General features: G+C 40.4%; 21 protein-coding genes. 10 read left to right on the top strand and 11 right to left on the bottom strand.

Annotation, left to right across the window (positions count from 1 at the left end; translation table 11 throughout):
- Positions 1 to 38: 38 nt before the first annotated feature.
- Positions 39 to 920, bottom strand: a complete 882-nt coding sequence (gene nifH, locus ACXJY6_RS00820) for a nitrogenase iron protein (protein ID WP_456051224.1) — start codon at positions 918 to 920, stop codon at positions 39 to 41.
- Between the two features lie 375 nt (positions 921 to 1,295).
- Positions 1,296 to 1,847: a carboxymuconolactone decarboxylase family protein gene (locus ACXJY6_RS00815; RefSeq protein ID WP_456051223.1), complete on the bottom strand. Its 552-nt coding sequence runs from the start codon at positions 1,845 to 1,847 to the stop codon at positions 1,296 to 1,298.
- A gap of 152 nt (positions 1,848 to 1,999) precedes the next feature.
- Between ACXJY6_RS00815 and ACXJY6_RS00810 the strand changes: the two genes are divergently transcribed.
- From ACXJY6_RS00810 to ACXJY6_RS00800, 3 genes are all read left to right on the top strand, one after another.
- Entirely contained in the window at positions 2,000 to 2,590 is a 591-nt protein-coding gene (locus ACXJY6_RS00810; RefSeq protein WP_458766847.1) for a TetR/AcrR family transcriptional regulator, read from the top strand.
- An 88-nt stretch (positions 2,591 to 2,678) separates the two neighbouring features.
- Entirely contained in the window at positions 2,679 to 3,338 is a 660-nt protein-coding gene (locus ACXJY6_RS00805; protein ID WP_458766845.1) for a Crp/Fnr family transcriptional regulator, read from the top strand.
- Positions 3,339 to 3,441: 103 nt separating this feature from the next.
- Positions 3,442 to 3,651: a YgaP family membrane protein gene (locus ACXJY6_RS00800; RefSeq protein ID WP_456051220.1), complete on the top strand. Its 210-nt coding sequence runs from the start codon at positions 3,442 to 3,444 to the stop codon at positions 3,649 to 3,651.
- Between the two features lie 133 nt (positions 3,652 to 3,784).
- Here ACXJY6_RS00800 and ACXJY6_RS00795 read toward each other — a convergent pair whose 3' ends face one another.
- Positions 3,785 to 4,246: a TetR/AcrR family transcriptional regulator gene (locus tag ACXJY6_RS00795; protein ID WP_456051219.1), complete on the bottom strand. Its 462-nt coding sequence runs from the start codon at positions 4,244 to 4,246 to the stop codon at positions 3,785 to 3,787.
- A gap of 341 nt (positions 4,247 to 4,587) precedes the next feature.
- On the opposite strand from ACXJY6_RS00795, the gene ACXJY6_RS00790 reads away from it, so the two are divergent.
- Both ACXJY6_RS00790 and ACXJY6_RS00785 read left to right on the top strand, forming a co-directional pair.
- Positions 4,588 to 4,890 carry a YfcZ/YiiS family protein gene (locus ACXJY6_RS00790; RefSeq protein WP_456051218.1) on the top strand — a complete coding sequence of 101 codons (303 nt, stop codon included), beginning with the start codon at positions 4,588 to 4,590 and terminating at the stop codon, positions 4,888 to 4,890.
- A 118-nt stretch (positions 4,891 to 5,008) separates the two neighbouring features.
- Entirely contained in the window at positions 5,009 to 5,617 is a 609-nt protein-coding gene (locus ACXJY6_RS00785) for a hypothetical protein (protein WP_456051217.1), read from the top strand.
- A 24-nt stretch (positions 5,618 to 5,641) separates the two neighbouring features.
- Here the strand turns inward: ACXJY6_RS00785 and ACXJY6_RS00780 are convergent, their stop codons facing one another.
- Complete coding sequence (locus ACXJY6_RS00780; protein ID WP_458766843.1) at positions 5,642 to 6,760, bottom strand: 1-acyl-sn-glycerol-3-phosphate acyltransferase; 1,119 nt, start codon at positions 6,758 to 6,760, stop codon at positions 5,642 to 5,644.
- Between the two features lie 178 nt (positions 6,761 to 6,938).
- Here ACXJY6_RS00780 and ACXJY6_RS00775 point away from each other — a divergent pair, with 178 nt between their 5' ends.
- A complete protein-coding gene (locus ACXJY6_RS00775) occupies positions 6,939 to 7,550 on the top strand; it encodes an AraC family transcriptional regulator (protein WP_458766841.1) in 612 nt (203 codons plus the stop codon).
- Positions 7,551 to 7,629: 79 nt separating this feature from the next.
- Here ACXJY6_RS00775 and ACXJY6_RS00770 read toward each other — a convergent pair whose 3' ends face one another.
- Complete coding sequence (locus tag ACXJY6_RS00770; RefSeq protein ID WP_458766839.1) at positions 7,630 to 8,775, bottom strand: YcbX family protein; 1,146 nt, start codon at positions 8,773 to 8,775, stop codon at positions 7,630 to 7,632.
- A 211-nt stretch (positions 8,776 to 8,986) separates the two neighbouring features.
- Here ACXJY6_RS00770 and pyrC point away from each other — a divergent pair, with 211 nt between their 5' ends.
- Positions 8,987 to 10,024: a dihydroorotase gene (pyrC, locus tag ACXJY6_RS00765; protein ID WP_458766837.1), complete on the top strand. Its 1,038-nt coding sequence runs from the start codon at positions 8,987 to 8,989 to the stop codon at positions 10,022 to 10,024.
- 355 nt (positions 10,025 to 10,379) lie between these two features.
- Complete coding sequence (locus ACXJY6_RS00760; RefSeq protein WP_458766835.1) at positions 10,380 to 11,006, top strand: glutathione S-transferase family protein; 627 nt, start codon at positions 10,380 to 10,382, stop codon at positions 11,004 to 11,006.
- Between the two features lie 100 nt (positions 11,007 to 11,106).
- Here ACXJY6_RS00760 and ACXJY6_RS00755 read toward each other — a convergent pair whose 3' ends face one another.
- Complete coding sequence (locus tag ACXJY6_RS00755; RefSeq protein WP_458766833.1) at positions 11,107 to 13,950, bottom strand: EAL domain-containing protein; 2,844 nt, start codon at positions 13,948 to 13,950, stop codon at positions 11,107 to 11,109.
- A gap of 269 nt (positions 13,951 to 14,219) precedes the next feature.
- Positions 14,220 to 15,125, bottom strand: a complete 906-nt coding sequence (locus tag ACXJY6_RS00750; protein ID WP_456051209.1) for a DUF808 domain-containing protein — start codon at positions 15,123 to 15,125, stop codon at positions 14,220 to 14,222.
- A gap of 182 nt (positions 15,126 to 15,307) precedes the next feature.
- Here ACXJY6_RS00750 and ACXJY6_RS00745 point away from each other — a divergent pair, with 182 nt between their 5' ends.
- Positions 15,308 to 16,231: a M14 family metallopeptidase gene (locus ACXJY6_RS00745; protein WP_458766831.1), complete on the top strand. Its 924-nt coding sequence runs from the start codon at positions 15,308 to 15,310 to the stop codon at positions 16,229 to 16,231.
- Here the strand turns inward: ACXJY6_RS00745 and ACXJY6_RS00740 are convergent.
- The gene (locus tag ACXJY6_RS00740; RefSeq protein ID WP_458766829.1) at positions 16,214 to 17,020 is read right to left on the bottom strand and encodes an AraC family transcriptional regulator; all 807 of its coding nucleotides are present in this window, start codon (positions 17,018 to 17,020) and stop codon (positions 16,214 to 16,216) included. The genes ACXJY6_RS00745 and ACXJY6_RS00740 overlap by 18 nt on opposite strands.
- A gap of 174 nt (positions 17,021 to 17,194) precedes the next feature.
- On the opposite strand from ACXJY6_RS00740, the gene ACXJY6_RS00735 reads away from it, so the two are divergent.
- Entirely contained in the window at positions 17,195 to 17,647 is a 453-nt protein-coding gene (locus ACXJY6_RS00735; protein WP_456051206.1) for a dCMP deaminase family protein, read from the top strand.
- A 48-nt stretch (positions 17,648 to 17,695) separates the two neighbouring features.
- Here the strand turns inward: ACXJY6_RS00735 and ACXJY6_RS00730 are convergent, their stop codons facing one another.
- The 3 genes from ACXJY6_RS00730 to ACXJY6_RS00720 form a co-directional block, all read right to left on the bottom strand.
- A complete protein-coding gene (locus tag ACXJY6_RS00730) occupies positions 17,696 to 18,721 on the bottom strand; it encodes an FAD-binding oxidoreductase (RefSeq protein ID WP_458766827.1) in 1,026 nt (341 codons plus the stop codon).
- Positions 18,722 to 18,779: 58 nt separating this feature from the next.
- Positions 18,780 to 20,441, bottom strand: coding sequence for a hydroxylamine reductase (hcp, locus tag ACXJY6_RS00725; protein ID WP_458766825.1), 1,662 nt, complete (start codon positions 20,439 to 20,441; stop codon positions 18,780 to 18,782).
- Between the two features lie 184 nt (positions 20,442 to 20,625).
- Positions 20,626 to 21,240 (bottom strand): LysE family translocator, encoded by a 615-nt coding sequence (locus ACXJY6_RS00720; RefSeq protein ID WP_458766823.1) that lies wholly within the window; start codon positions 21,238 to 21,240, stop codon positions 20,626 to 20,628.
- Positions 21,241 to 21,312: the final 72 nt, after the last annotated feature.

Below are 21,312 nucleotides of genomic sequence, written 5' to 3'. Positions count from 1 at the left end.
CATTGTCTTAAACATAGTTTGAAGAATTAAACGCTTGCTTACGCTTGTGCTTCTTCAGCTGCCGTTTTACCAACGATGGTTTCGTCTTCTACATCCATGATGCCGAATTCCATGAGTAGGTCTTCTAACTCATCCATCGTACAAGGCTCTGGGATAACGAACATTTTGTTGTCGATGATTTTTTTAGCGAGTGTGCGATACTCATCCGCTTGATTACACGTTGGGTCATATTCAATAACCGTCATACGACGAATTTCAGCGCGTTGTACAATATTGTCACGAGGGACGAAGTGAATCATTTGAGTACCGATTTTTTCGGCTAATGCGATGATGAGTTCATCTTCACGGTCTGTGTTACGAGAGTTACAGATAAGACCTGCAAGACGAACACTACCGGTTGCCGCATACTTACAAATACCTTTTGATATGTTATTTGCTGCGTACATTGCCATCATTTCGCCAGAACATACGATGTAGATTTCTTGTGCTTTGTTTTCACGAATTGGCATCGCGAAACCACCACATACAACATCACCCAATACGTCGTAGAATACGAAGTCTAAGTCATCTTCATATGCGCCTTCTTCTTCTAAGAAGTTAATCGCTGTGATAACACCACGACCAGCACAACCTACACCTGGCTCTGGACCACCTGATTCAACACATTTCACATCACCGTACCCAGTAAGCAATACATCTTCTAATTCGATGTCTTCAACCGTACCCGCTTCAGCCGCCATTTCCATAATGGTGTTTTGCATTTTGGTATGTAGAATAAGACGTGTTGAGTCCGCTTTAGGGTCACAACCGATGATCATGACTTTTTGACCCGCTTCTGCCAGTGCAGCAACTAAGTTCTGAGTTGTGGTTGATTTACCGATTCCGCCTTTCCCGTAAATAGCACATTGACGAATTGCCATAATGGTTCCCTCCATAGGATAATTAAAAATACAATTCCCTTATCCTATTGCGAAATCCGATCCAAGCGGCAAGACAACCAAAAACACAATGTAAATCAATAATTTAAATAAAAATGGAATTAAGTTCTAGTACTAGAAACAAAGGTTTGTAAGGTTAACTACAATTTTTGTCTGCCAATTTGTAACCGCACGACAAACCAAACAAAGCCGCTGTAAAAAAGCCGTCGAATTAGAGAGGACAGTGAGAAAGAAATGGAATAAAGAGGAATGAAATGCATCCAACCGACAGACAAAAAAAAGGAGTCGGCATACTCTACGACTCCAAATGTTGTTATTAATAGATTAAGTATTCAGTGTTAAATTTTACTGATTAACTTATGCTTTTTTCCAAGCAAACTTTTCAAAGACAGCATCAACTGGCGTTTCTGCAAGGTGGTTAGTGTAGTTACTCATCAATTTTTGAGCTTGACCTAGTACGAGCTCAAGCATCTGACGCTGGGTGTAACCGGCTGCAAAAAAGCGATCAACCTGTTCTTGGCTAAGGTAACCACGCTCACGTGTCATTGCTAACGTTGTGTCATGCAATACTTGTAGTCTTTCTGTTGGCATTGGAGCACTATTGCGCAGAGCTTCCGTTAGAGAAGGATCAACGCCCATCATATGTGCAATACCCGTGTGCGCTGGTACACAATAGTGACACTCATGTTCAACGTTAATGGTCTGCCAAATTACCGTCTTCTCATCAACATCAAATGACGATTCAACGAACAACTTATGCAGTATTTGATAACCTTCTAGTAGACCCGGTGCTTCAGCCATTACGCCATGAAGCCCAGGTAAACGGCCATTTGCTTTAAATGAGTTTTCTGCGAATTCTTTGCTCTCCGCAGGAACCGTGTCCATTGTATGAATTTTGAAATTACCCATCTTTTTAGTTCCTTTCATCATTTGTATTGTCAATATCGAAGTGATTTTTTGACTTCGTCTTAGTGTGTATAGCGAATATAACTGGATTTGAACGATCGTTCAAGATAAAATTGAACACGTGTTCAAAAAATATTGATAAGCGAGAAAGTTCTATGGGGAAAAGTGCGAAGTTCGACCGTACCCAAGTCATTGAGAAAGCGACCGATCTCTATTGGGAAAAGGGCTTTCATGGCACCTCGATGCGTAATCTTCAGGATGTGATTGATATGCGTCCAGGAAGTATTTATGCCACGTTTGGCAGTAAAGAAGGATTATTCAAAGAAAGCTTGAAGTTTTATACTGAGCAGGGCGTGAACCGTTTAGCTCAGTGTCTTGACGCGAGTACATCTCCGTTAGCTGGACTCAAGTTATTTATGCATAAACTGGTCATCAATGCTGATACTTGCCCACCAAGTGGAATGTGTATGTTGGCAAAGACCGTTTCCGAACTCACCGATGAACAACCAGAATTGCTTCAAGCGGCAAAAGATTCGCTTAAAGTTATGGAACAAGAATTTGAAAAAGTCATAATACAAGCTCAAGAAATTGGTGAACTTGATAAAAATAGAGACTCGAAGGTACTCGCAAGGCATATCCAAATTCAGATTACTGGATTACGCTCATACGCAAGAATTCATGATGGTGCAGCCCCATTAGAACAGATGATTGAAGACGTATTCGAGCACTTTCCTTTCAAAGACTAGAACGACACAATGCTTTGTACTTATCTTTTTATTATCGGATAATATTAGTCAACTCTGTTGACTAAGTGATAATGTCAAAGGCTCGCGTATGGATTCTAAAATTAAAGAAGAACTGTTTACCCTGTTTCCTTCGCTAATTCGTTTAGATGATGATTTGCTACGAAGGTTTAAGCAAGAAAGTCGTTATATCGATGTTCCATCGGGAACCGTACTCTTTGATCTCAATAGCCCATGTACTGCCTTTCCTCTTATACTTTCTGGTTGTGTTCGCGTGGTTTGTCAAAGTGACACCGGCCGTGAACTCCATCTCTATGATGTGAATCCAGGAGAAAGTTGTATCATCACTAGCAGTTGTCTTCTTGGTCATAGCGCTTATCCAGCCCGTGGCGTCGCGGATGGTCAATTAAATGCGGTGATGATACCTCGGGCATTATTTTCTAAATTAATGGAAAAACACCCTGAATTTAGCCTCTACATTTTTTCACTTTTTGGCGAACGACTCGTCGATCTGATGCGCTTGATTGAAGAGGTTTCGTTTCGCAAACTCGATCAACGCTTAGCCGTCTTGTTACTGCGTAAAGGAAGACACATCCAAACAACTCACCAAAGTCTTGCCGATGAACTGGGAAGTGTTCGAGAAATCATTAGCCGACTTTTAAAAAACTTTGCTGAGCAAGGAATAGTGGAACTCGGCCGAGAGAGAATTACGATTTTGGATGAAAAAGCGTTAGAAGCGATCACGGTATAGGTACACGTCAATAAAAAGCCAACCCTATGTAACAAAAGTCACATACGTTAAAATCACCTTTCTCTAATATATCCATCTCAACAACAAAGATTGGACTATTACTATGAATAAAAACGTAGGCGGCATCGACAAAACTTTACGCATTATCGCGGGAATCGTACTCCTAGCATTGACGTTTGTACTCGCAAATGAAAACGGTTTATGGCTGTGGGGCTTAATTGGGATTATTCCACTAGCAACGGGCTTACTCAGCAGATGCCCTATTTATCCACTGCTCGGGTTTAGCTCTTGCCCACTAAAACGTTCTGAGTAAAAACTCGTCTAGATAAGCGCGAAGGTAACGTTGTTTAACATAAGCCACCGAACATAAAACACAAAAAAGTCGCCCAATATTGGCGACTTTTTAGGGTGTTTGCCCTAACTCTACTCAATGATTAAAATATTAACTAACGGGACATCTTAACCAGCGACTTTCCAAGTAAGCAATCAAGAGTATGTTCCGCTTCACTGCCTAATTTCTCTACGCTTATTTCATACAAGCTATCTAAACCCTTTTTAGAAAAGTTTAACGACCCATCCGCAATCACAATGTGGTGGATAAATAATCGGAGAATAGCAACAAACCGATAGCTGGATAACGCTTCGGTCCAACTTTGTTTAAACGTTTCGATACCGCCATCGAATACTAAATGCTCAACAAATATTTTAAATAGAGTTCCATCTATAGCATCGGTAAAGTCGGTTTTTCTCGGAAAATGATGGCTAATTCCGGTACGAGAGATCCCTGTGTATTCACTTAATGTCGTATATGACATTTTGTCATAGCCTAATTCAAGCATCTGTTCGACAACGGCTTCTTTTATAATTCGAATCGTTTGCTCTGTGTCTTCTTTACTTCTTTTTGGCATACTTTAGGCTCTCCCAAACGCGCATAGGAACTACAGCACCCACATGCCGAATTGAAGGGATTCAATTCATTCATGAGTTATAAAACGATGGTGTTGCAAATATCACGGTCTACCTTGTGTATTGAATAATCTCGATTCATTGAGGCTACGGCAATCATTCTGCTTAAATTATGCTAGCTCAATGGCATAATGCATGTTGGATTCGTGAAGACAATCACATAGGTAGCGCGCCACGCCATTGATTAGCAAACTTATATCGATCAACATTTTGTTTTTTAGTCTGGCGCTAGAGGTTAGTTAAGATCTACAATACCAACATTATTATCAAGGGGATTTAGATTATGAGTAACAATACCAATGTAGAAAGCGATGTTTGTGAAGCGTGCGGAACATCTGGTGAAATTGGCTTTATCATTAAAGAAGGCGATGAGGTAGCGGAAGTTTCCATTACGGCGTCTTCGAAAGAGTTGCTTGAGTCGGAGTTATCTAAATACATCGAATTGGCAAAAACGGTATGTTCCGCAGTAGAGTATGAAAGCAGTGAGCTCACAGACGAGTCAACTCAATTAGAAGCTCGTTTTAAATTCGAAGTCAGTGCTGAAAAGCTCATTTTTGAACTTAAATCGCGTTCACTTACGCGTTAATCTTAGTATAAGATCCAATAAAGCGGCCTCGTGTCGCTTTTTGTCTTTTTAGTCCTCAATTTTGCGAGTCGGTAAGATCTGACCCATACTCTAAAAAACCAATGACTAAAGCCCGTTTATGCACCGACCTCTCTTCCTTGTCCTATTTCTTGTTTTGCACTCATTCTCTTTTTCAGTGAGTAGCGAGCCTTTAACTCAACTTCATATGCTCAACTATCTCGATAACTACGGCAATTTAGACTTACGCCAACGAGCATTCACCGCACTACCGGATGGATTGGTCGTTAAGAATGATCTCGATATATCTAGAACAAAAATGACGCAGTTACCACAAGGGTTAGAAGTCAACGGCAACCTTATTGCGACCAACTGTTTATTGGAGAAGGTTCAACCTGGTACGAAAGTCGTTGGTTTTGGCAATTTTATTGGTGCCAAAATCAAACGTTGGCCTGCAGGTATTATTATTGGAGGCTACCTGAATTTCACCGATACCCCATTAAACAGTTTGCCACCAAACCTCTCGGTAAAAGGCGATCTAAGTGTCATACGCACACCACTTTCAGAATTACCGAATAGAATAAAGATCGCGGGAAACCTCTACATTGGGGGCTCCGCCATTACGCAATTTCCAGACACAATGACGGTAGAAGGGAATATTTACTTAGGAGGTAACGTTATTACCAAGTGGCCTACCAACCTAACGTTAGGAGGCGCTGTCGCAAAATAAAGCCCCGCAATTGCGAGGCTAACATTAACCAATATCGTGAAGCTTATTCGCGACTGGATTGGCGTATGAAGCGAGGAGATATGGATGAGCTTCTGCGGGAAGTTTGGATAACTTCTCATCGAGACACTCTCGTGTCGCGTCAGTAACCTCTTCATCTTCATTTTTCGCAGCGAGATTATTAATAGGGAAAAGTTTGTAGTTAATATGTATTTGACGGTCTATCTCTTGGGCTAAAGCTTCTGGTGTCTCGAAGTCACCATCGATAACGTCACCAAACGCGACTTCCACACGCCCTTTGTTGCCCACAAGACCTTGAATGATACTATCAATATCTTCAAATTCACTCTTCTTGTAACTGCCATGGGCTGCTTTTTGGTATAACTCATTGGCTTTCGCTAAATCACAAGGATCGTTTTCATATGAAATTGATACCGGTACAATTTTAAGCTCTTTGATATAGTCAGAGAATTGAACTTTCTGTTTACGTCCTTCAACAAAAAGCATTTTTAAAATCGCTGGATCGGTAAAATCATTGCCATCTTTCGCACGCCCCTCTTTCTGAGCAATCCAGATCGAGTTTTTGGAATCCAAAGAATGTTTAATGTAACTAGACAAAGTACCCAGCGCCTTCATCATTTCTCTCGGAGCCTTAGCGGAACGTTTAACAATAAAGCTCTTATTTATTCTCATTAACTCAGTCACACAAGGTTTGCGTAATAGGTTATCGCCGATAGCAATGCGTACTGTTTGGTGGCCAGTAATATATAACCCATAATTGACGAGTGCTGGATCCATTGCGATATCACGATGATTCGAAATAAATAAGTATGATGTCGACTTATCGAGCTTATCCAAACCGGTATACGCAACTCCATCAGTCGTAGATTCAAGAGAACGTTCTAGATAGCTCTTAACTTCTTTCTGAATAGCGTCCACACTCGTCAATTTTACCCATTTATATTTAAGGTAAACCTTAACGAAAGGAGACATAAGTACACGTACTAAGTGATTTTTACTGGAAAAACGATGCTTAATGATGGCGTTAATAAATTCATCATCATTAATTAAACGATCAAGAGCTGCTGGGATTTCATCGTCGTTGTAAGGGCGAATATCAAAGTATGGATCGTTGTCTGAGTTCATAATCACTACGGTCGGTTAAAAAAACTCGTCTATTCTACGCGTAGTTGACATAAGTGATAGGTATCGATGAAAAAAAAGTAAATGGTCTGACCTCTAGCAAGGTTAATCTCACGCTTAAGTTGGCCTTTTAGCCTCTAAAGCGGTACCCTTGCCGAGAATTAGATGAATGAGAAAAAAAATGAACTACGCTGTAAACCTTGAATACCATGATTGTAAACAATTAATAGTGACGCCAAGAAAACGGTCGCTCAAGAACAGTTTACTTTATGTTCATTCGGGTTTGGTATTACTACGCTTAGGTAAGCGAGAATATGCCATTGAAGAAGGCCAAGCATGGTGGATTCCAGCAGATTGCCTTGTCAGTCTATCTTTTGTGCCTAACTCTAAGTCAACTCAACTTGATTTATCACAACGCACGGTTTTAAATTTTCCGAATCAATCTGGACGTGTTGAGCTCTCAGAGCTTGCTCTACAAAGCCTTTTACGTCTTTCATCTCTAGAACGTAGCCATCCACTTTATGCACCTATTTCAGGATTATTGAAATATGAGGCCACTCAATTCAAACCACTGTTAATTGATTCTCCAATGAGTAATGCTATTTCTCAATGGAAACCTAACTCTGTTAAGCACAACGATTCAATATTGGACGCGGAATTGCAACTTGCTCTATTAATACGAGAAGCGCGTAAATTGGAACTATCAGGTAGAGCAGAGTCACAAATTGCCGCTCAATGGTTCGATGGTAATACTCTGCAATATCAGCAACTAAAAGCCATATTGTTGGCCTAAATCCAGATATGCTTCAGTCGAATGCATTCGCTTTTTTTAATTGTGCTCTGCTACCGTTAAATCGTAAAAATGATAAAATCTAGAATTCAATCTCTACATCAGTAAGTGGAACGCAACAACACGCCAGTACCATTCCGGCTTCGGTATCGATATGAGCCAATGCAGGCGCATCTTGTTGCTCAACCTCTCCTTTCGTCACTTTGACTCGACATGCTCCACATAACCCAGCACGACAACTGCTCGCAATAGGAACACCATTTCGCTCACTCTGCTCCAATAATGTAAACTGATTGTTTCCTAAGATAGAAACACCGTTAAATTTCAAATTTAGCGTACTATGAGAAGTGTCGTTATCTGTGGCTAAAGCATTATCTGCATCCAAAAGGTTTGCAGCATGAGTATTGTCTTCATAATGATCACCATCTTGATATTCCAAAACTTCTACAACATCATTTTGATGAATAAAACCTTCATTTAATGGCACGAGATTCTGACCAAAGAAGATACCTCCTCGCTCGTCCGCTCTAAAGGTTGCCAAGGTTTTCAACGGCTCTTGTGAGGGTCTAAAGTCACCTTTTTCTACGTCAACAGTGGTCAACACACAACGTTCACAGGGCTTTGATATAAGAAACTCAACCTCACCTATTCTAATTTTTTTCCATTTATCTTCAGCAAAGGGCTCACCTCCAGCAACGACTAAGTTTGGCCGAAATTGAGCCATCTTATGATCTTCCGAGCTACGAGAATTTAGCTCTTCTAACGATGCTTCACCAATCAAAAGTAAAGGATACCCATCAGCAAAACTAACATTATGCCCAAACTTCTCGCGTACTCGATTTGACTGTTCGCCACTATAAAGTAGCTGAACGGGCTCGCCAACAATATCGCTAAACCATTCACTCGCCTGTTTGGTCGTACTGTATGCCGAAAAAGTATCACTCCAGACCGACGTTTCTACTTCTGATAAATCAAATTGATGGTATTGGATCACCAGATCACTTTTATTGGGATAACTAAAGCGAATACCATTGGCCAAAAATGCCGAACGTATTTTAACCATTTGTGGAAAACGCCTCGCGGTCACCATTCTCCCATTATAGAGCGCTAACATAAATCTGCGATCAAACGTAAGGCCTTGTTTTTCGACCCATACAGATGAAAATGAGACACCTGCTATGGATTTCACGGGATAAACAGTAACTTGAGATAATTCCAGTTGGGACATTTTCACTTCCTAGCTCAGCTAACAGGTTTTAGCTCTCGATAATAATCGAAATTATTTCGTATGACTATTTGTTTAATCTGATGTTCTCATCTCGAATTATCGGATGAAATTTTTCTGTATATCTTCTATTATGCTGGCGATTCAATTAGGGTTGGAGTGACTAATTGGGGCTTTTTCTAGGTATTATTTACATTAATTGGTGGAGCTTAAAATGACTAAAATAACAATGACTCGTCCTGACGATTGGCATGTACACTTGCGAGATGGTGACGTATTACCTGATACCGTTCGTGATATTAGCCGATACAATGGACGCGCACTCATTATGCCCAATACCGTTCCACCGACAACAAATACCGAACAAGCATTAGCATACCGAGAGCGTATTTTAGCCCACAACACCAATTCAACTTTCTCGCCTTTAATGTCACTTTATCTTACTGATAGCACCAGTGTTGAAGAGATCACGAAAGCAAAAGAAACGGGGTTAATCGTAGCGGCAAAACTCTACCCTGCTGGAGCGACAACGAACTCCGACTCAGGTGTTACTGACCCGAAGAATATTTATCCAGTACTTGAAGCGATGGAAAAAGCAGGAATGCTTCTTCTAATTCATGGTGAAGTCACAACACATGATGTCGATATTTTTGATCGTGAAAAGCAATTTTTAGAAACAGTCTTGGCTCCGATAGTGAATGATTTCCCAAATTTAAAAATCGTTATTGAACATATTACGACGAAAGAAGCTGCAGACTTTGTAATAAATGCAAATGAGAACGTTGCAGCGACGATTACTGCTCACCACTTAATGTTCAATCGAAATCATATGTTGGTAGGGGGTATCAAGCCTCACTTTTATTGCTTACCAATACTAAAACGCAATACTCATCAGCAAGCTCTAGTTGCCGCCGCGACCTCTGGCAGTAAGAAGTTCTTTTTAGGGACGGATTCAGCACCACACGCCAAAGGCCTAAAAGAGAATGCTTGTGGGTGTGCTGGCTCATATACTGCGCACGCCGCGTTAGAGCTCTATGCAGAAGTGTTTGAACAAGCAGGTAAATTAGAAAACCTAGAAGCCTTTGCCTCATTCAATGGTCCAGATTTCTACGGATTACCACGTAACAGTGACAAAGTAATATTAGAAAAGTCAGCATGGACAGTTGATGCAGTGATGCCATTTGGTTCAAATGATGTCGTACCAATAAAAGCAGGTGAAACTGTTGAGTGGTCGGTAAAAGAGTGTCTCTAATATACTGATTTATTTAGTCCAAAAATAAACTGGACCTTCTTAGTCGATCAGTTTATTTTTGGATACTCATATAGACATAATAACTGTTTCAACTCCAACTCATTCATGTGATTTACACCGCACCATCTCAGAGTATCGTCACCCCTTTTTTGTTATCAAAAGAAAGTGATATTTATTATCAAAAACGTAGCCACCCTAACATTGTTACTCTATAATTTTTAACTATTAAAGATATTAGCAATCGGCTTTTTATCGATTAGCTAAAAAGAAATAAAAAGATGTAAATACTGTACTTCGCTAAATAGCACTGCATCTATTAGGTAGTGTTAGGCCTTATGAATAAGGAAAAATACAAATGTCTCTCGTCCTATACTACTCTCCGGGCGCTTGTTCTGGAGTGACTATCAATGCCATCGAAGAATTAGGTTTAGAATGTGAATACCGTAAGATTGAACTATCAACGGGGGCACATAAAACGGAAGAATACCTAAAAATTAACCCGTTTGGTAAAGTTCCCGCTTTGGTAAAAGATGGTCAGCTTTTAACTGAAAACCCTGCAATCTTAATTTATCTCAATTCTCTTGCCACCGACGCTCGTGTGATTCCTGATACAGATGATGCTTACCAGCGTTCGCTTTATTATTCTGATCTAATGTGGCTTTCTAGTTCGGTACACCCTTCCGTTAGACATGTATGCATGCCGGGATATTATACCTTGAACGAAGACACAACGGATGTCGTTGCTAAAGGCCGACTTGCACTAACTAACTATCTCAAAATGGCAGACGATCGTTTGGCTACGTCGAAATTTTGGTACGGTGATGAATGGGCAATTGTGGATACCTATCTACATTGGTGCTACACCCGAGCAGAAAAAGGCGGTTTTGCGTTGGATGATTTCCCTGCTTTGATTGCACATCGACAAAGAGTCGAGCAAAAACCAAGTTTCAAACGTCGATTTAACGTTGAGTTTGGTGAGTAATCAAACTTTCCTCTCCAAACATTAATTCAACGTGTTAATATTTCGAAGTTGACGATATCGTGAATTAAGTCGTCACTTCGAATTTTAATAACTATTAACACTAGATAAATCTATCATCTCCCTTTAAGAAATTATCACAAAACGTATTTGCGTCGACAGGCTTGCTATACATATAGCCTTGAGCCAGTGAACATCCTTGAGAAATTAAAAACGCCTCTTGTTTTTCATTCTCAACACCTTCTGCGATAACCCCAACTTCCATATTGTTCGCGAGATCAATGATCGTCTTAACGATGGCACAATCTCCTTTGTCCTCAGGTACATCATTCACAAAAGAACGATCTATTTTCAACGTTGAAATTGGAAGTTTTTGTAAATAACGTAGTGAAGAGTAACTGGTACCAAAGTCATCAATCGAAACACTAATGCCTAAATTCCGCAACACTTGCAGTTGTTTAGCTACGTTATTCATATCGTTCATTAGATAACTCTCCGTTACTTCTAATGAAAGTGAACTTGGTGACAACCCTGCCGTGACTAAACACTCCTTTACGATATCGGTAAAGCTAGCTTGAAGAAGCTGATTGCCAGACACATTTACCGAAATCGTACCCATGAAACCATAGAGAGATTGCCACTCTTGCATTTGACGACATGCTTCATATAAAACCCAATGACCCATGCTAAGAATCACACCACTCTCTTCTGCAACTGGAATAAACTTATCAGGTGGGATCATACCAAGCTTAGGGTGCATCCAACGAATTAGAGCTTCAGAACCGACAACTGTGTGGCTATTCATATCGATCTGGGGCTGATAGAAGAGGCAGAACTCATTATTCTCCAACGCAGAGCGCAGGTTTTTCTCCAAATTAAATCGCTCTGTAACCTGTAAGCGTAAGTTCTCATGAGATAGTTGGTAGGTATTTCTCCCCAACCTTTTGGCTTGGTACATTGCCGCATCTGCGCTTTGAATCAGCTCTTTCTCATTGGTAGCATCGTAAGGATAAATACTGACACCAATGCTTGCAGACACAAACAGCTGATGTTCATCAAGTAATACTGGCTGATTGAGCTCTTCTAATATTAATTTACAAAGCGACTCTACATTTTCCGGATCATCAAAGTCATTTAACAACAACAAGAACTCGTCGCCACCCGAACGAGCAAGAACATCCGATTTACGAATGTGTCTTTGCAACCGCTTGGCGATATCTTTCAGTACGTTATCCCCAATAACATGTCCTAAAGAGTCATTGATCACCTTGAATCGGTCTAAATCTAAGAAAAATACCGCAAGTAATTTATCATTGCTCTCTGCATCCAACAGCGATTTTGCTAAGTATTTAGAAAAAACTCGTCGATTAGGTAAACCAGTTAAAATATCATGGTCAGCGATATACCGAAGTTGTTCTTTGGTTCTATAGCGCTCAGTAATGTCGTCGATTTTAACAACCACACCTTCAACTTCATCGCTATCTTTCGGGTAGTAAGGATGATAGCTCACATTAATAAAGCGTCGCCCTAAAGAAGGGAACGAAACCCAAGTTTCATAGCTCACTTCCTTGCCACACAACGCTTGATCGAATTTCGGTTTTATCACATTGTGGAAAAAACTATCACCAAATAGTTCTCGAGACGTTTTACCAATTATCGCGTGATGGCTTAACCTAAAGGCATTTAGATATGTTTCGTTGACGGCTTGATAGGTATAATTTTTATCTTCATATGATAGAAAGTCTTGAGATACCGACATGATTTTCTCATATTGCATCAAAATCTGTTCAGCTTTGCGCATTTCAGTAATGTCATTGGCAATAATCAATATCTGTTGTTCGCCTTTCTGATTTACAAACGGCTTTTTGGTCGACATATAATGATGCCGATTCCCCGTTTTTACATCGAAAGAATCTTCATAGACAATCTGAGTTTCGCCCTTGTCCATAATGGAACGCACATTGTGTCTAAAGTTGTCTGCGTGTTTCAGATGGGGCAAATAATCTCGATCGTCTTTACCTATCATCGAATCTGGTGAATCAACGTTATATAAATTCGCTAATGCTTTATTAGTTAAAACAAACTTACCATCGTAATCTTTTACGATGAAAGGACTTGGGAGTTCGTCGATCACTTGCCTAAACAGATTTTTCTGTTCTTCGAGATCTGTTTGAATATTTCTAAGCTCGGTAACATCGGTCGCAACCAGCAAAATGTGTTTTTCATTATTGTTGTGAACAAAGGGCTTTTTAATCGACTGAAAATTTCGAAGGTTTCCGGTATGCACATCGATAGAATCTTCGAATACGGTTCTCGTTTTCCCGTCATCCATTATCTGACGAACATTTTTCCTAAACAATTCAGCCAACTTTTTATCAGGAATATAATCGCCATCATCTTTTCCTATCATGGATTCAGGAGACGGAGCGCCGTACAATTCAGCCACGGCTTTATTAGTCAGAACAAACTTTCCATTATAATCTTTTACTACAAGAGGGCTTGGTACTTCGTTGATTAGAAAACGTAAAAGTTCATTTTGATCGGAAGTATGAGATTCAATACAACAATTTAATTCTTCTTTACCTAATGAGAATTTCGACATATCTGTAACATGAATGACAATACACTCATCTTGTGAATTTTTTTCATAAGTGATGGTCAAGTAAACCGGCAGTGTGTCTTTACTATAAGTTTGAAAACATAACTCCAAGGTTTGAAAAGGTGTTTTTCTTTTTGCTTCAGAAAAATAATCATCAATCAAAAAAGTCGGCGCAATATATTGAATAGACTGATTTTGGAGATGTTGAGATGTATATCCTAATCGTGTTGCAATTAGCTCGCTGGCGTATAATACAATGCCACTACGATCAACGATAAGTATTGAACTCGGCAACTTACTGGAACTCGAAACAATAATATCGGAATACTGCTCAGATCGTGATGTCATAAAGATGGGTACCAATGTGAAGAATAAATTTAGCAACAACTAGTTATATAGAAATAATGTTCAAACTAGTGTGACCAATATAAAGAATAGCAGCATTCATATAATCCACTAGTTACCCAACTGTGAAAATTAAATTCCAATAATAAAAAACGCCAAGCTATTTTTATTAGCTTGGCGTTTTTATTTAACATGAACTAGTGGCGCGCTATTTAGGTACTCACATAGCCGTACACTATCGATTAAACTAATTGCAGCTTAGCATCGCATGGTTAATGTGCAGTGCCCCGGACTTTATGAACGACAGACATTAGCGCCATCACCACAAGCCCTACAGCAAAACCAATCACCCCTGTAAGAAGTGATTCAGCGACAATTGTAAATGAGCCCATAGATTCTGGCTTAATCAGCGCAACCAAGATGTGATGCACCCATTCAATATTGTGAACAACAATCCCACCACCGACGAGAAACATTGCAATTGTGCCAACAAACCCTAATGTCTTCATTAACTTGGGAGCAAACGAAATAATCCCTTGCCCAATAGAATTTAGCACTCCTTCACCACCAGATTTTCGTTCTAAATAAAATCCTAAGTCATCGAGCTTAACGATTCCAGCGACTAAGCCATAAACCCCAATTGTCATTGCAATTGCAATTAAAGAGACTACCAGTATCTGGCTTATAAGAGCCGCACCTTGAACCGTTCCCAGAACGATAACGATAATTTCCGCAGATAAAATAAAATCGGTTCTAATCGCACCATTTATCTTCTTACGTTCATACTCTTCAACTGACATACCTTTCAAAGGATCTGCATCTTTATCTTCTGCTGACTTCTTGTGAAAGAACTTTTCTACTACTTTCTCTGCACCTTCAAAGCAAAGATATAGTCCACCCATTAACAACATTGGGATAATAATCCAAGGGATAAAAGCACTGAACAATAAAGCGACTGGGACGAGTATGCATTTGTTCTTCATTGAGCCTTTAGCAACCGCCCAAACCACCGGAATTTCACGTTCAGCCGAAACACCCGAAACCTGCTGAGCATTCAGAGCTAGATCATCACCCAATACACCCGCTGTTTTCTTTGCAGCCACTTTTGACATCACAGCAACATCATCCAATACTGTTGCGATATCATCTAATAGAGTTAATAAACTCGCTCCCGCCATAATTTTATCTCTTGTTGAATTATTGTTATTACGATGTAATTTAACATTCTAACCCAATAATTAGCACCAAATAAATTTCAACAAGTCTCATATATAAAACACGATCTAAAATTTGCAACTTCAACTAACTTGTTTATACTCAAATATGCAATCAAGCACTTAATTTACACAAGGATGAAATTATGAGCATTGAGTATCGCTATCCTATAGGCTCCGCTGGCCACACATGGAATGACATCGATAAAGGTCAGTGGCTTGAACAAGCAAAAAACATACAACGGAGCTACAAAGACGACATCGTTGATCTCATTCAGAGTACAGCAGAAACCTTCTCAGTAATCCGCTATGGAGCATTAACCTACGATCCCGATAGATACCAATTGTATTGCCTTAAATCATCACAATGGGATGACACAAAACCAATCGTATTGATCACTGGCGGGGTTCATGGATACGAAACGAGTGGCGTTATGGGAGCACTTGAATTCGCGCAACAACACGCTCAACAATTCAGTGACAAGTTTAATTTCCTAATATTTCCATGTATCAGCCCATGGGCTTACGAAACCGTCAACCGCTGGAACCCTCAGTGCATTGATCCAAATCGTTCTTTCTATTTCAACTCTCCTAGCGAAGAAGCCTCTAATTTTATTCATTACATCGAGCCTTATTTGAATGATGTTGTTGCGCATTTCGACCTGCACGAAACCACAGATACGGATGCGACCATTTTTAGGCCAGCGGCAGCAGCTCGTGATGGGCGTGAGTTTTCTTCCTTAGACATACCCGACGGATTCTATGTCGTCACCAATAGCGAACTGCCAGTTCTGGACTTTCATTCAGCCATTATTAACGCCGTAGCCAACGTAACTCATATCGCACAGCCAGACGAAAATGGCCGACTTATCGGTACAAGAGTACAGCAACCCGGAATCATTCAGTATGCGATGAAACCTCTTGGACTATGCGGTGGAGTTACGCCATGTTTGTACTCAGTAACCACTGAAGTCTATCCGGATAGTAAAAATATCGATGATGAAACCTGTGTATTGGCGCAAGTCACTGCGATTCAAGCGGGGCTAACTTTCTTAAAGAATAAGGGATAAATAGCGATTCTTGTATTGCTCCGGTGTAAGTTTGGCATAACGCTTAAACATGGTGATAAATGGGCTGGTTTGTTGATAGCCTAGCGCCAGCGCAACTTCTTTAACTGATCGTCCACTACGCAACAACTCCATCGAATAGAGATAGCGGACTCTTAATCGCCACTCAGTAAAACTCATTCCTAATTCAGCTTGGCAATACCGAGCTAAAGTTCGCTCTGTTGTATGGACGGCATCAGCCCATTGTTTAAGGCTAGTATCGTCCGCAGGATTCTCTTCTACCGCAACTAAAATCGGAGCAAGATATTTATGTGTTGAAGATGGCACAAAGTGATGCTCGATCTCCTGAGATCCAAATTGGTCTAAAATAACCTGCACCATACGCAAATCTTGCTCGCGGTTAGGAACGTCAATGTTTCGTTGGCGAAAATTCTCAACAATAGAAGCAACAATTGGAGTAACTTGGATTAGGCTAGTCCGCTGGGGAAAGGACGATGTCATTGAATCAGAAATATTTAGCGAACAATACTCGATTGGCTTGCGGTTATAGCTACGATGCTGGACCCCAGACGGAACCCAAATTGCCAAATGTGGCGGTGCTAAAAAACGGGTGTCTTCAGCTTCCATTTCAAGGATACCACCAGAAATTAACTGAACCTGCCCCCATGGGTGACTATGAACTCTGGTTTCGGTATTCGATAAAAAAGCGTCGAAATTCATAAATACATCCGCTGGGGCTTCTTCTATCGCCAACTTTGGATGAATATTACGAGTAGGGGAGACTTTTTTCATACAAGAGCTATTCCGCTTCAAGGAAAGATTTAAGATTCAATTAGATAACATTTATCATAACATAGTCATGTTTGATCGAAATATGCCACTTTGCCTATATACTGATTTCTCTATATATTAAGATAAAGCAGTTAAGTTAAACCTAACGTGTCACAGTGAAACAGGAATAAAACGATGATTTCTAAATGGGCTTTTCGCTTTAATCAAATGGCGGAACTAGTAGCTTCATGGAGTAAAGATCCCTCCACTCAGGTTGGAGCGGTGATCACAAAAAACAACCGAATCGTTTCTGTTGGCTTTAATGGCTATCCTCACGGTATTTCAGACCGTGCAGATATAGATGAACGTGAAATGAAGTACCTCAAAACATTACATGCTGAAGAAAATGCCATTTTGTTTGCTAAGCGCGATCTCGACGGTTGCGATATTTTCGTTACTCATTTCCCTTGCCCAAACTGCGCAGCCAAAATTATTCAGACCGGAATATCAAGCGTCTATTGCCCAGAACAAACGCCCGACTTTCTGTCGCGCTGGGGTGATAAAGTAAAGGTAAGCGAAGAAATGTTTATTGAAGCAGATGTCAAAGTACATTGGTTACCAACTGAAGAAATCTTATCCCATCAATAAAGCATAGTTAAATGAAATAACCCGCTTTATGTCTGCGGGTTATTTTTATTATCCAATTTCAACTTCAACGTCAGAATGAACAGTGGTAGAACATGCGAGAACATAGCCATTTTCTATATCTTCATCACTGAGTGTTTCTCGGCTTCGTCGTTCAATGTCACCCGACACAACCTTACACTTACACGAACCACACATTCCACTACGACAAGCGATAATAATAGGCAAGCCAGACTCTTCGAGTTTATCTGCCAATGTAGCTCCGGCTTCAATTTCAGCTTCGATGCCAAAACCGGGCACATTTAAGCTAAACGACTCTCCACTGGCGTCTCCTGATTCGTCGCTTTGCTCTGGTTGATTAAAGCTCTCTTGATAGAACATCGACATATCAACGCCTAATTCAGATGAATACTGCTCTACATCATTCATAAATGTTGCGGGGCCACAAGTGAAAACTGAACGAGAAGCAATATCTGGACATAGTGATTCAAGCCACTCTCGACTGAGGCGTCCCACCGAAAACCCAAGTTCATTCTCTTCTTTAAGCAAAAGTTTTAACTTAAATTGATCATGTGTAGCCGCCAGCATTTGCAATTCTTCAAAATAGATGGTGTTTTCTGGATTGCGAGCAATATGAATAAACTCAATATCCACATTACCATCGAGTAGCCATTGCTTAGCCATCGACATTACTGGAGTAATTCCACACCCGGCGGAGATCAATACGACCTTGTTCCCATGAAGACAGTCGTGTGAATTAAACTGTCCTTGAGGTGCAAGCACTTTAACTTCGGCTGTTGCCGACAACGTATCAACAATATGGTTTGAAACTAATCCATTTTCAACTCGTTTAACCGTAAAACATAATGAACCAGAGCGAGGCAATGAACTAATCGAATAAGCCCGATAATGGTACTGCCCATTAATTTCAAAACCTAAACTCGCAAACTGCCCCGGTTTAAAATCGATGGGTTCTGGGCTTTCTGTCGTTTGTAATTCGAAACTGACTGAATCGGGGGTTTCCTGCCATACATCACTACAGTGGAATTCTAGCGGTACACTTTGTGACCACATCATCGTTTTTCTCCCAAATAAAATTGGCCCTGATAATCAGGGCCAAGCATTGCGTGATAACTTACGCGGCTAAGATTGTTTTCAGATCTTCGTCAACAGTAGAAATACTGCGCATATCAAATTCTTTCTCTAATATTTCCATTAGATTTTCTGTTAGGAATGCCGGTGCTGTCGGACCGGTATAGATTCCTTTTACACCAAGAGCTAATAGAGTAAGTAAGATAACGATCGCTTTTTGCTCGAACCATGAAAGCACGAGTGTTAGTGGCAAGTCGTTAACACCACAGTCAAATTCTTTTGCCAATGCTAAAGCCAATTGAATGGCAGAGTAAGCATCATTACATTGGCCGACATCGAGGAGACGAGGAATGCCATTGATGTCGCCATAATTATTTTTATTAAAGCGATATTTACCGCATGCCAACGTTAAGATTAAGCTATCTTCTGGTGTCTTATTTGCAAACTCAGTGTAATAACTGCGTTCTGCTTTATCACCATCACAGCCACCAACAAGGAAGAAATGCTTAATGTTGCCTTGCTTAACTTGATCAATCACGGCAGGAGCAGCTTGCATCAGAGCATTGCGCCCAAATCCAATTGTGATCATTTGCTCTAACTCATCGTGTTTAAAACCTTCTAAGCTCAGCGCCGAAGCAATCACCTCAGAAAAATCATCTCCTTCGATATGAGATACGCCAGGCCAACCCACAATGCTGCGCGTGAACATACGATCGCCATATTGTCCTGTGTTAGGGTTTAATAGGCAGTTAGATGTCATCACAATAGGGCCAGGGAAGTTAGCAAATTCCTTCTGTTGATTCTGCCAGGCACTACCATAGTTACCCACTAGATGCTTATACTGCTTAAGTTTTGGATACGAGTGAGCAGGAAGCATTTCACCATTGGTATAAACATTGATACCTTTACCTTCGGTTTGCTGCAGAATTTTCTCTAGATCATGTAAATCATGCCCAGAGACTAAAATACATTTACCCTTAACAGCTTTAACGTTTACCGTCGTTGGCTCTGGGTGTCCGAAGCTCTCAGTTTCTCCTAGATCAAGCAGTTCCATAATACGGAAATTCATCAAACCAATTTGCATTGCACAATCTAACAACGGTTTTGCATCAGTAGGATCACTTCCCAACCAACCCATGATTTGATGGTACTCACCATATACTGCTTCATCAGTCTGACCTAATACAAGTGCATGCTCCATATAGGCAGCAGCGCCTTTCAAACCATATAAACAAAGCAGGCGTAAGCCCATGATATCTTCATCAACCAAATCTTTACCACGATTAACCGCTGCTTGTGGTGCCAATGAAAGAATTTGTGAGTCATCTTCTGGAAGATCAAATTGAGCAGCAGCCGTTAATGATGGCAGTGCTTTATTCTCTAATGCAAATGCAGCTGTCACTTTTTGTTCTAATGAACGTCGAAATGCATTTGATTGCTGTGCAAATTCAGTGACACGTTGCGGATCAAAGTTAACGTTAGTTAATGTTGAAAAGAAGGCTTTTGGAGACCATTGATCGATCTCACTATCAATGATACCAACCTGACGACCGAGTTCAGCCCAAAACGATACACCTTGTAGGGAATATACTAATATATCTTGTAGATCAGAGACTTCTGCTGTTTTACCACACATACCTTGCGCGAATGAGCAGCCTTTTGCTACAGGCGTGTCCATTGTTTGTTCACATTGAATACAAAACATTTTTTAGCTCCAGTTATTATTATGTTGTGCGTGAGAACGCGTTTCTTTAAAGTAAACACTGCACGTCTCATGCCAACATCTAAAACACTGAAAAGTAAGAGTTATATTCTATTCACATACTATTAACAAGGTCATTTAAACCTAAATCTCTTATAAAAAATACACGATAGTGTCTAAATGACTACTACGTAGTAACAATTACACGACACGCCAACCCTAGTAATACTAAACCAGACAACCGATCAATCAGTTTCGATTTTGCCTTCATCTTTTGAAATACAAGAGGATTGGACACCAAAAGTGTAATCATCGTATACCACAATCCATCCACTGCAACTGGGGTAATGACAAGTATCACTTGGCTAAAAAGTTCATGCCCTACTCCAACAAATTGGCTAAATAATGCGGTAAAAAAAAGCGCTATCTTTGGGTTTAGAATTGAAATCATAAACCCTTCTCGAGCAGACACCGTTAATCGGACCGTTTCCTGGCTCTCTAATTGATCAGCCACTCCACCACTAGAGCGAATCGCCTTCCACCCTAAGTAAGCTAAGTAAGCCGCTCCAGCGTAACTGATTGATAAAAATAGCCAGTGCACCTTGTGAAGCAATATAGAGAGTCCTAACAATGATAAACATGCATAAATTCCAATGCCTAATGCGTGTGCCCAAGCTGTTGCAAGACCATTTAGCTTTCCTCCCGCCAGCGAATGCTTTAACACCATTGCCAAACTAGGCCCTGGAGACATAGCCCCCAGTAAACAAACAACAAAGAGAGAAAACCATATTGAAACTGTCATGAATCATTCCTTAGTACATCCTGGGGCATAAGCATCGAAGTGAGTCGTGTATTTTGCCAAGCAGACTAAATA

The organism is Vibrio phycocola (genome assembly GCF_054404255.1).
The sequence above is the reverse complement of the archived record's forward strand: the minus strand, read 5'-3'. Positions and strand labels throughout refer to the sequence as shown.

Bases quoted from the DNA above. Each gene is read 5' to 3' on its own strand.
- ACXJY6_RS00805 (WP_458766845.1), top strand. From the start codon at position 2,679: ATGGATTCTAAAATTAAAGAAGAACTGTTTACCCTGTTTCCTTCGCTA.
- ACXJY6_RS00735 (WP_456051206.1), top strand. From the start codon at position 17,195: ATGATTTCTAAATGGGCTTTTCGCTTTAATCAAATGGCGGAACTAGTA.
- hcp (WP_458766825.1), bottom strand. From the start codon at position 20,441: ATGTTTTGTATTCAATGTGAACAAACAATGGACACGCCTGTAGCAAAA.
- ACXJY6_RS00755 (WP_458766833.1), bottom strand. From the start codon at position 13,950: ATGACATCACGATCTGAGCAGTATTCCGATATTATTGTTTCGAGTTCC.
- ACXJY6_RS00745 (WP_458766831.1), top strand. From the start codon at position 15,308: ATGAGCATTGAGTATCGCTATCCTATAGGCTCCGCTGGCCACACATGG.
- ACXJY6_RS00740 (WP_458766829.1), bottom strand. From the start codon at position 17,020: ATGAAAAAAGTCTCCCCTACTCGTAATATTCATCCAAAGTTGGCGATA.
- ACXJY6_RS00785 (WP_456051217.1), top strand. From the start codon at position 5,009: ATGCACCGACCTCTCTTCCTTGTCCTATTTCTTGTTTTGCACTCATTC.
- ACXJY6_RS00810 (WP_458766847.1), top strand. From the start codon at position 2,000: ATGGGGAAAAGTGCGAAGTTCGACCGTACCCAAGTCATTGAGAAAGCG.
- ACXJY6_RS00775 (WP_458766841.1), top strand. From the start codon at position 6,939: ATGAACTACGCTGTAAACCTTGAATACCATGATTGTAAACAATTAATA.
- ACXJY6_RS00790 (WP_456051218.1), top strand. From the start codon at position 4,588: ATGAGTAACAATACCAATGTAGAAAGCGATGTTTGTGAAGCGTGCGGA.
- ACXJY6_RS00730 (WP_458766827.1), bottom strand. From the start codon at position 18,721: ATGATGTGGTCACAAAGTGTACCGCTAGAATTCCACTGTAGTGATGTA.
- ACXJY6_RS00800 (WP_456051220.1), top strand. From the start codon at position 3,442: ATGAATAAAAACGTAGGCGGCATCGACAAAACTTTACGCATTATCGCG.
- ACXJY6_RS00720 (WP_458766823.1), bottom strand. From the start codon at position 21,240: ATGACAGTTTCAATATGGTTTTCTCTCTTTGTTGTTTGTTTACTGGGG.
- ACXJY6_RS00795 (WP_456051219.1), bottom strand. From the start codon at position 4,246: ATGCCAAAAAGAAGTAAAGAAGACACAGAGCAAACGATTCGAATTATA.
- ACXJY6_RS00780 (WP_458766843.1), bottom strand. From the start codon at position 6,760: ATGAACTCAGACAACGATCCATACTTTGATATTCGCCCTTACAACGAC.
- pyrC (WP_458766837.1), top strand. From the start codon at position 8,987: ATGACTAAAATAACAATGACTCGTCCTGACGATTGGCATGTACACTTG.
- ACXJY6_RS00750 (WP_456051209.1), bottom strand. From the start codon at position 15,125: ATGGCGGGAGCGAGTTTATTAACTCTATTAGATGATATCGCAACAGTA.
- ACXJY6_RS00815 (WP_456051223.1), bottom strand. From the start codon at position 1,847: ATGGGTAATTTCAAAATTCATACAATGGACACGGTTCCTGCGGAGAGC.
- ACXJY6_RS00770 (WP_458766839.1), bottom strand. From the start codon at position 8,775: ATGTCCCAACTGGAATTATCTCAAGTTACTGTTTATCCCGTGAAATCC.
- nifH (WP_456051224.1), bottom strand. From the start codon at position 920: ATGGCAATTCGTCAATGTGCTATTTACGGGAAAGGCGGAATCGGTAAA.
- ACXJY6_RS00760 (WP_458766835.1), top strand. From the start codon at position 10,380: ATGTCTCTCGTCCTATACTACTCTCCGGGCGCTTGTTCTGGAGTGACT.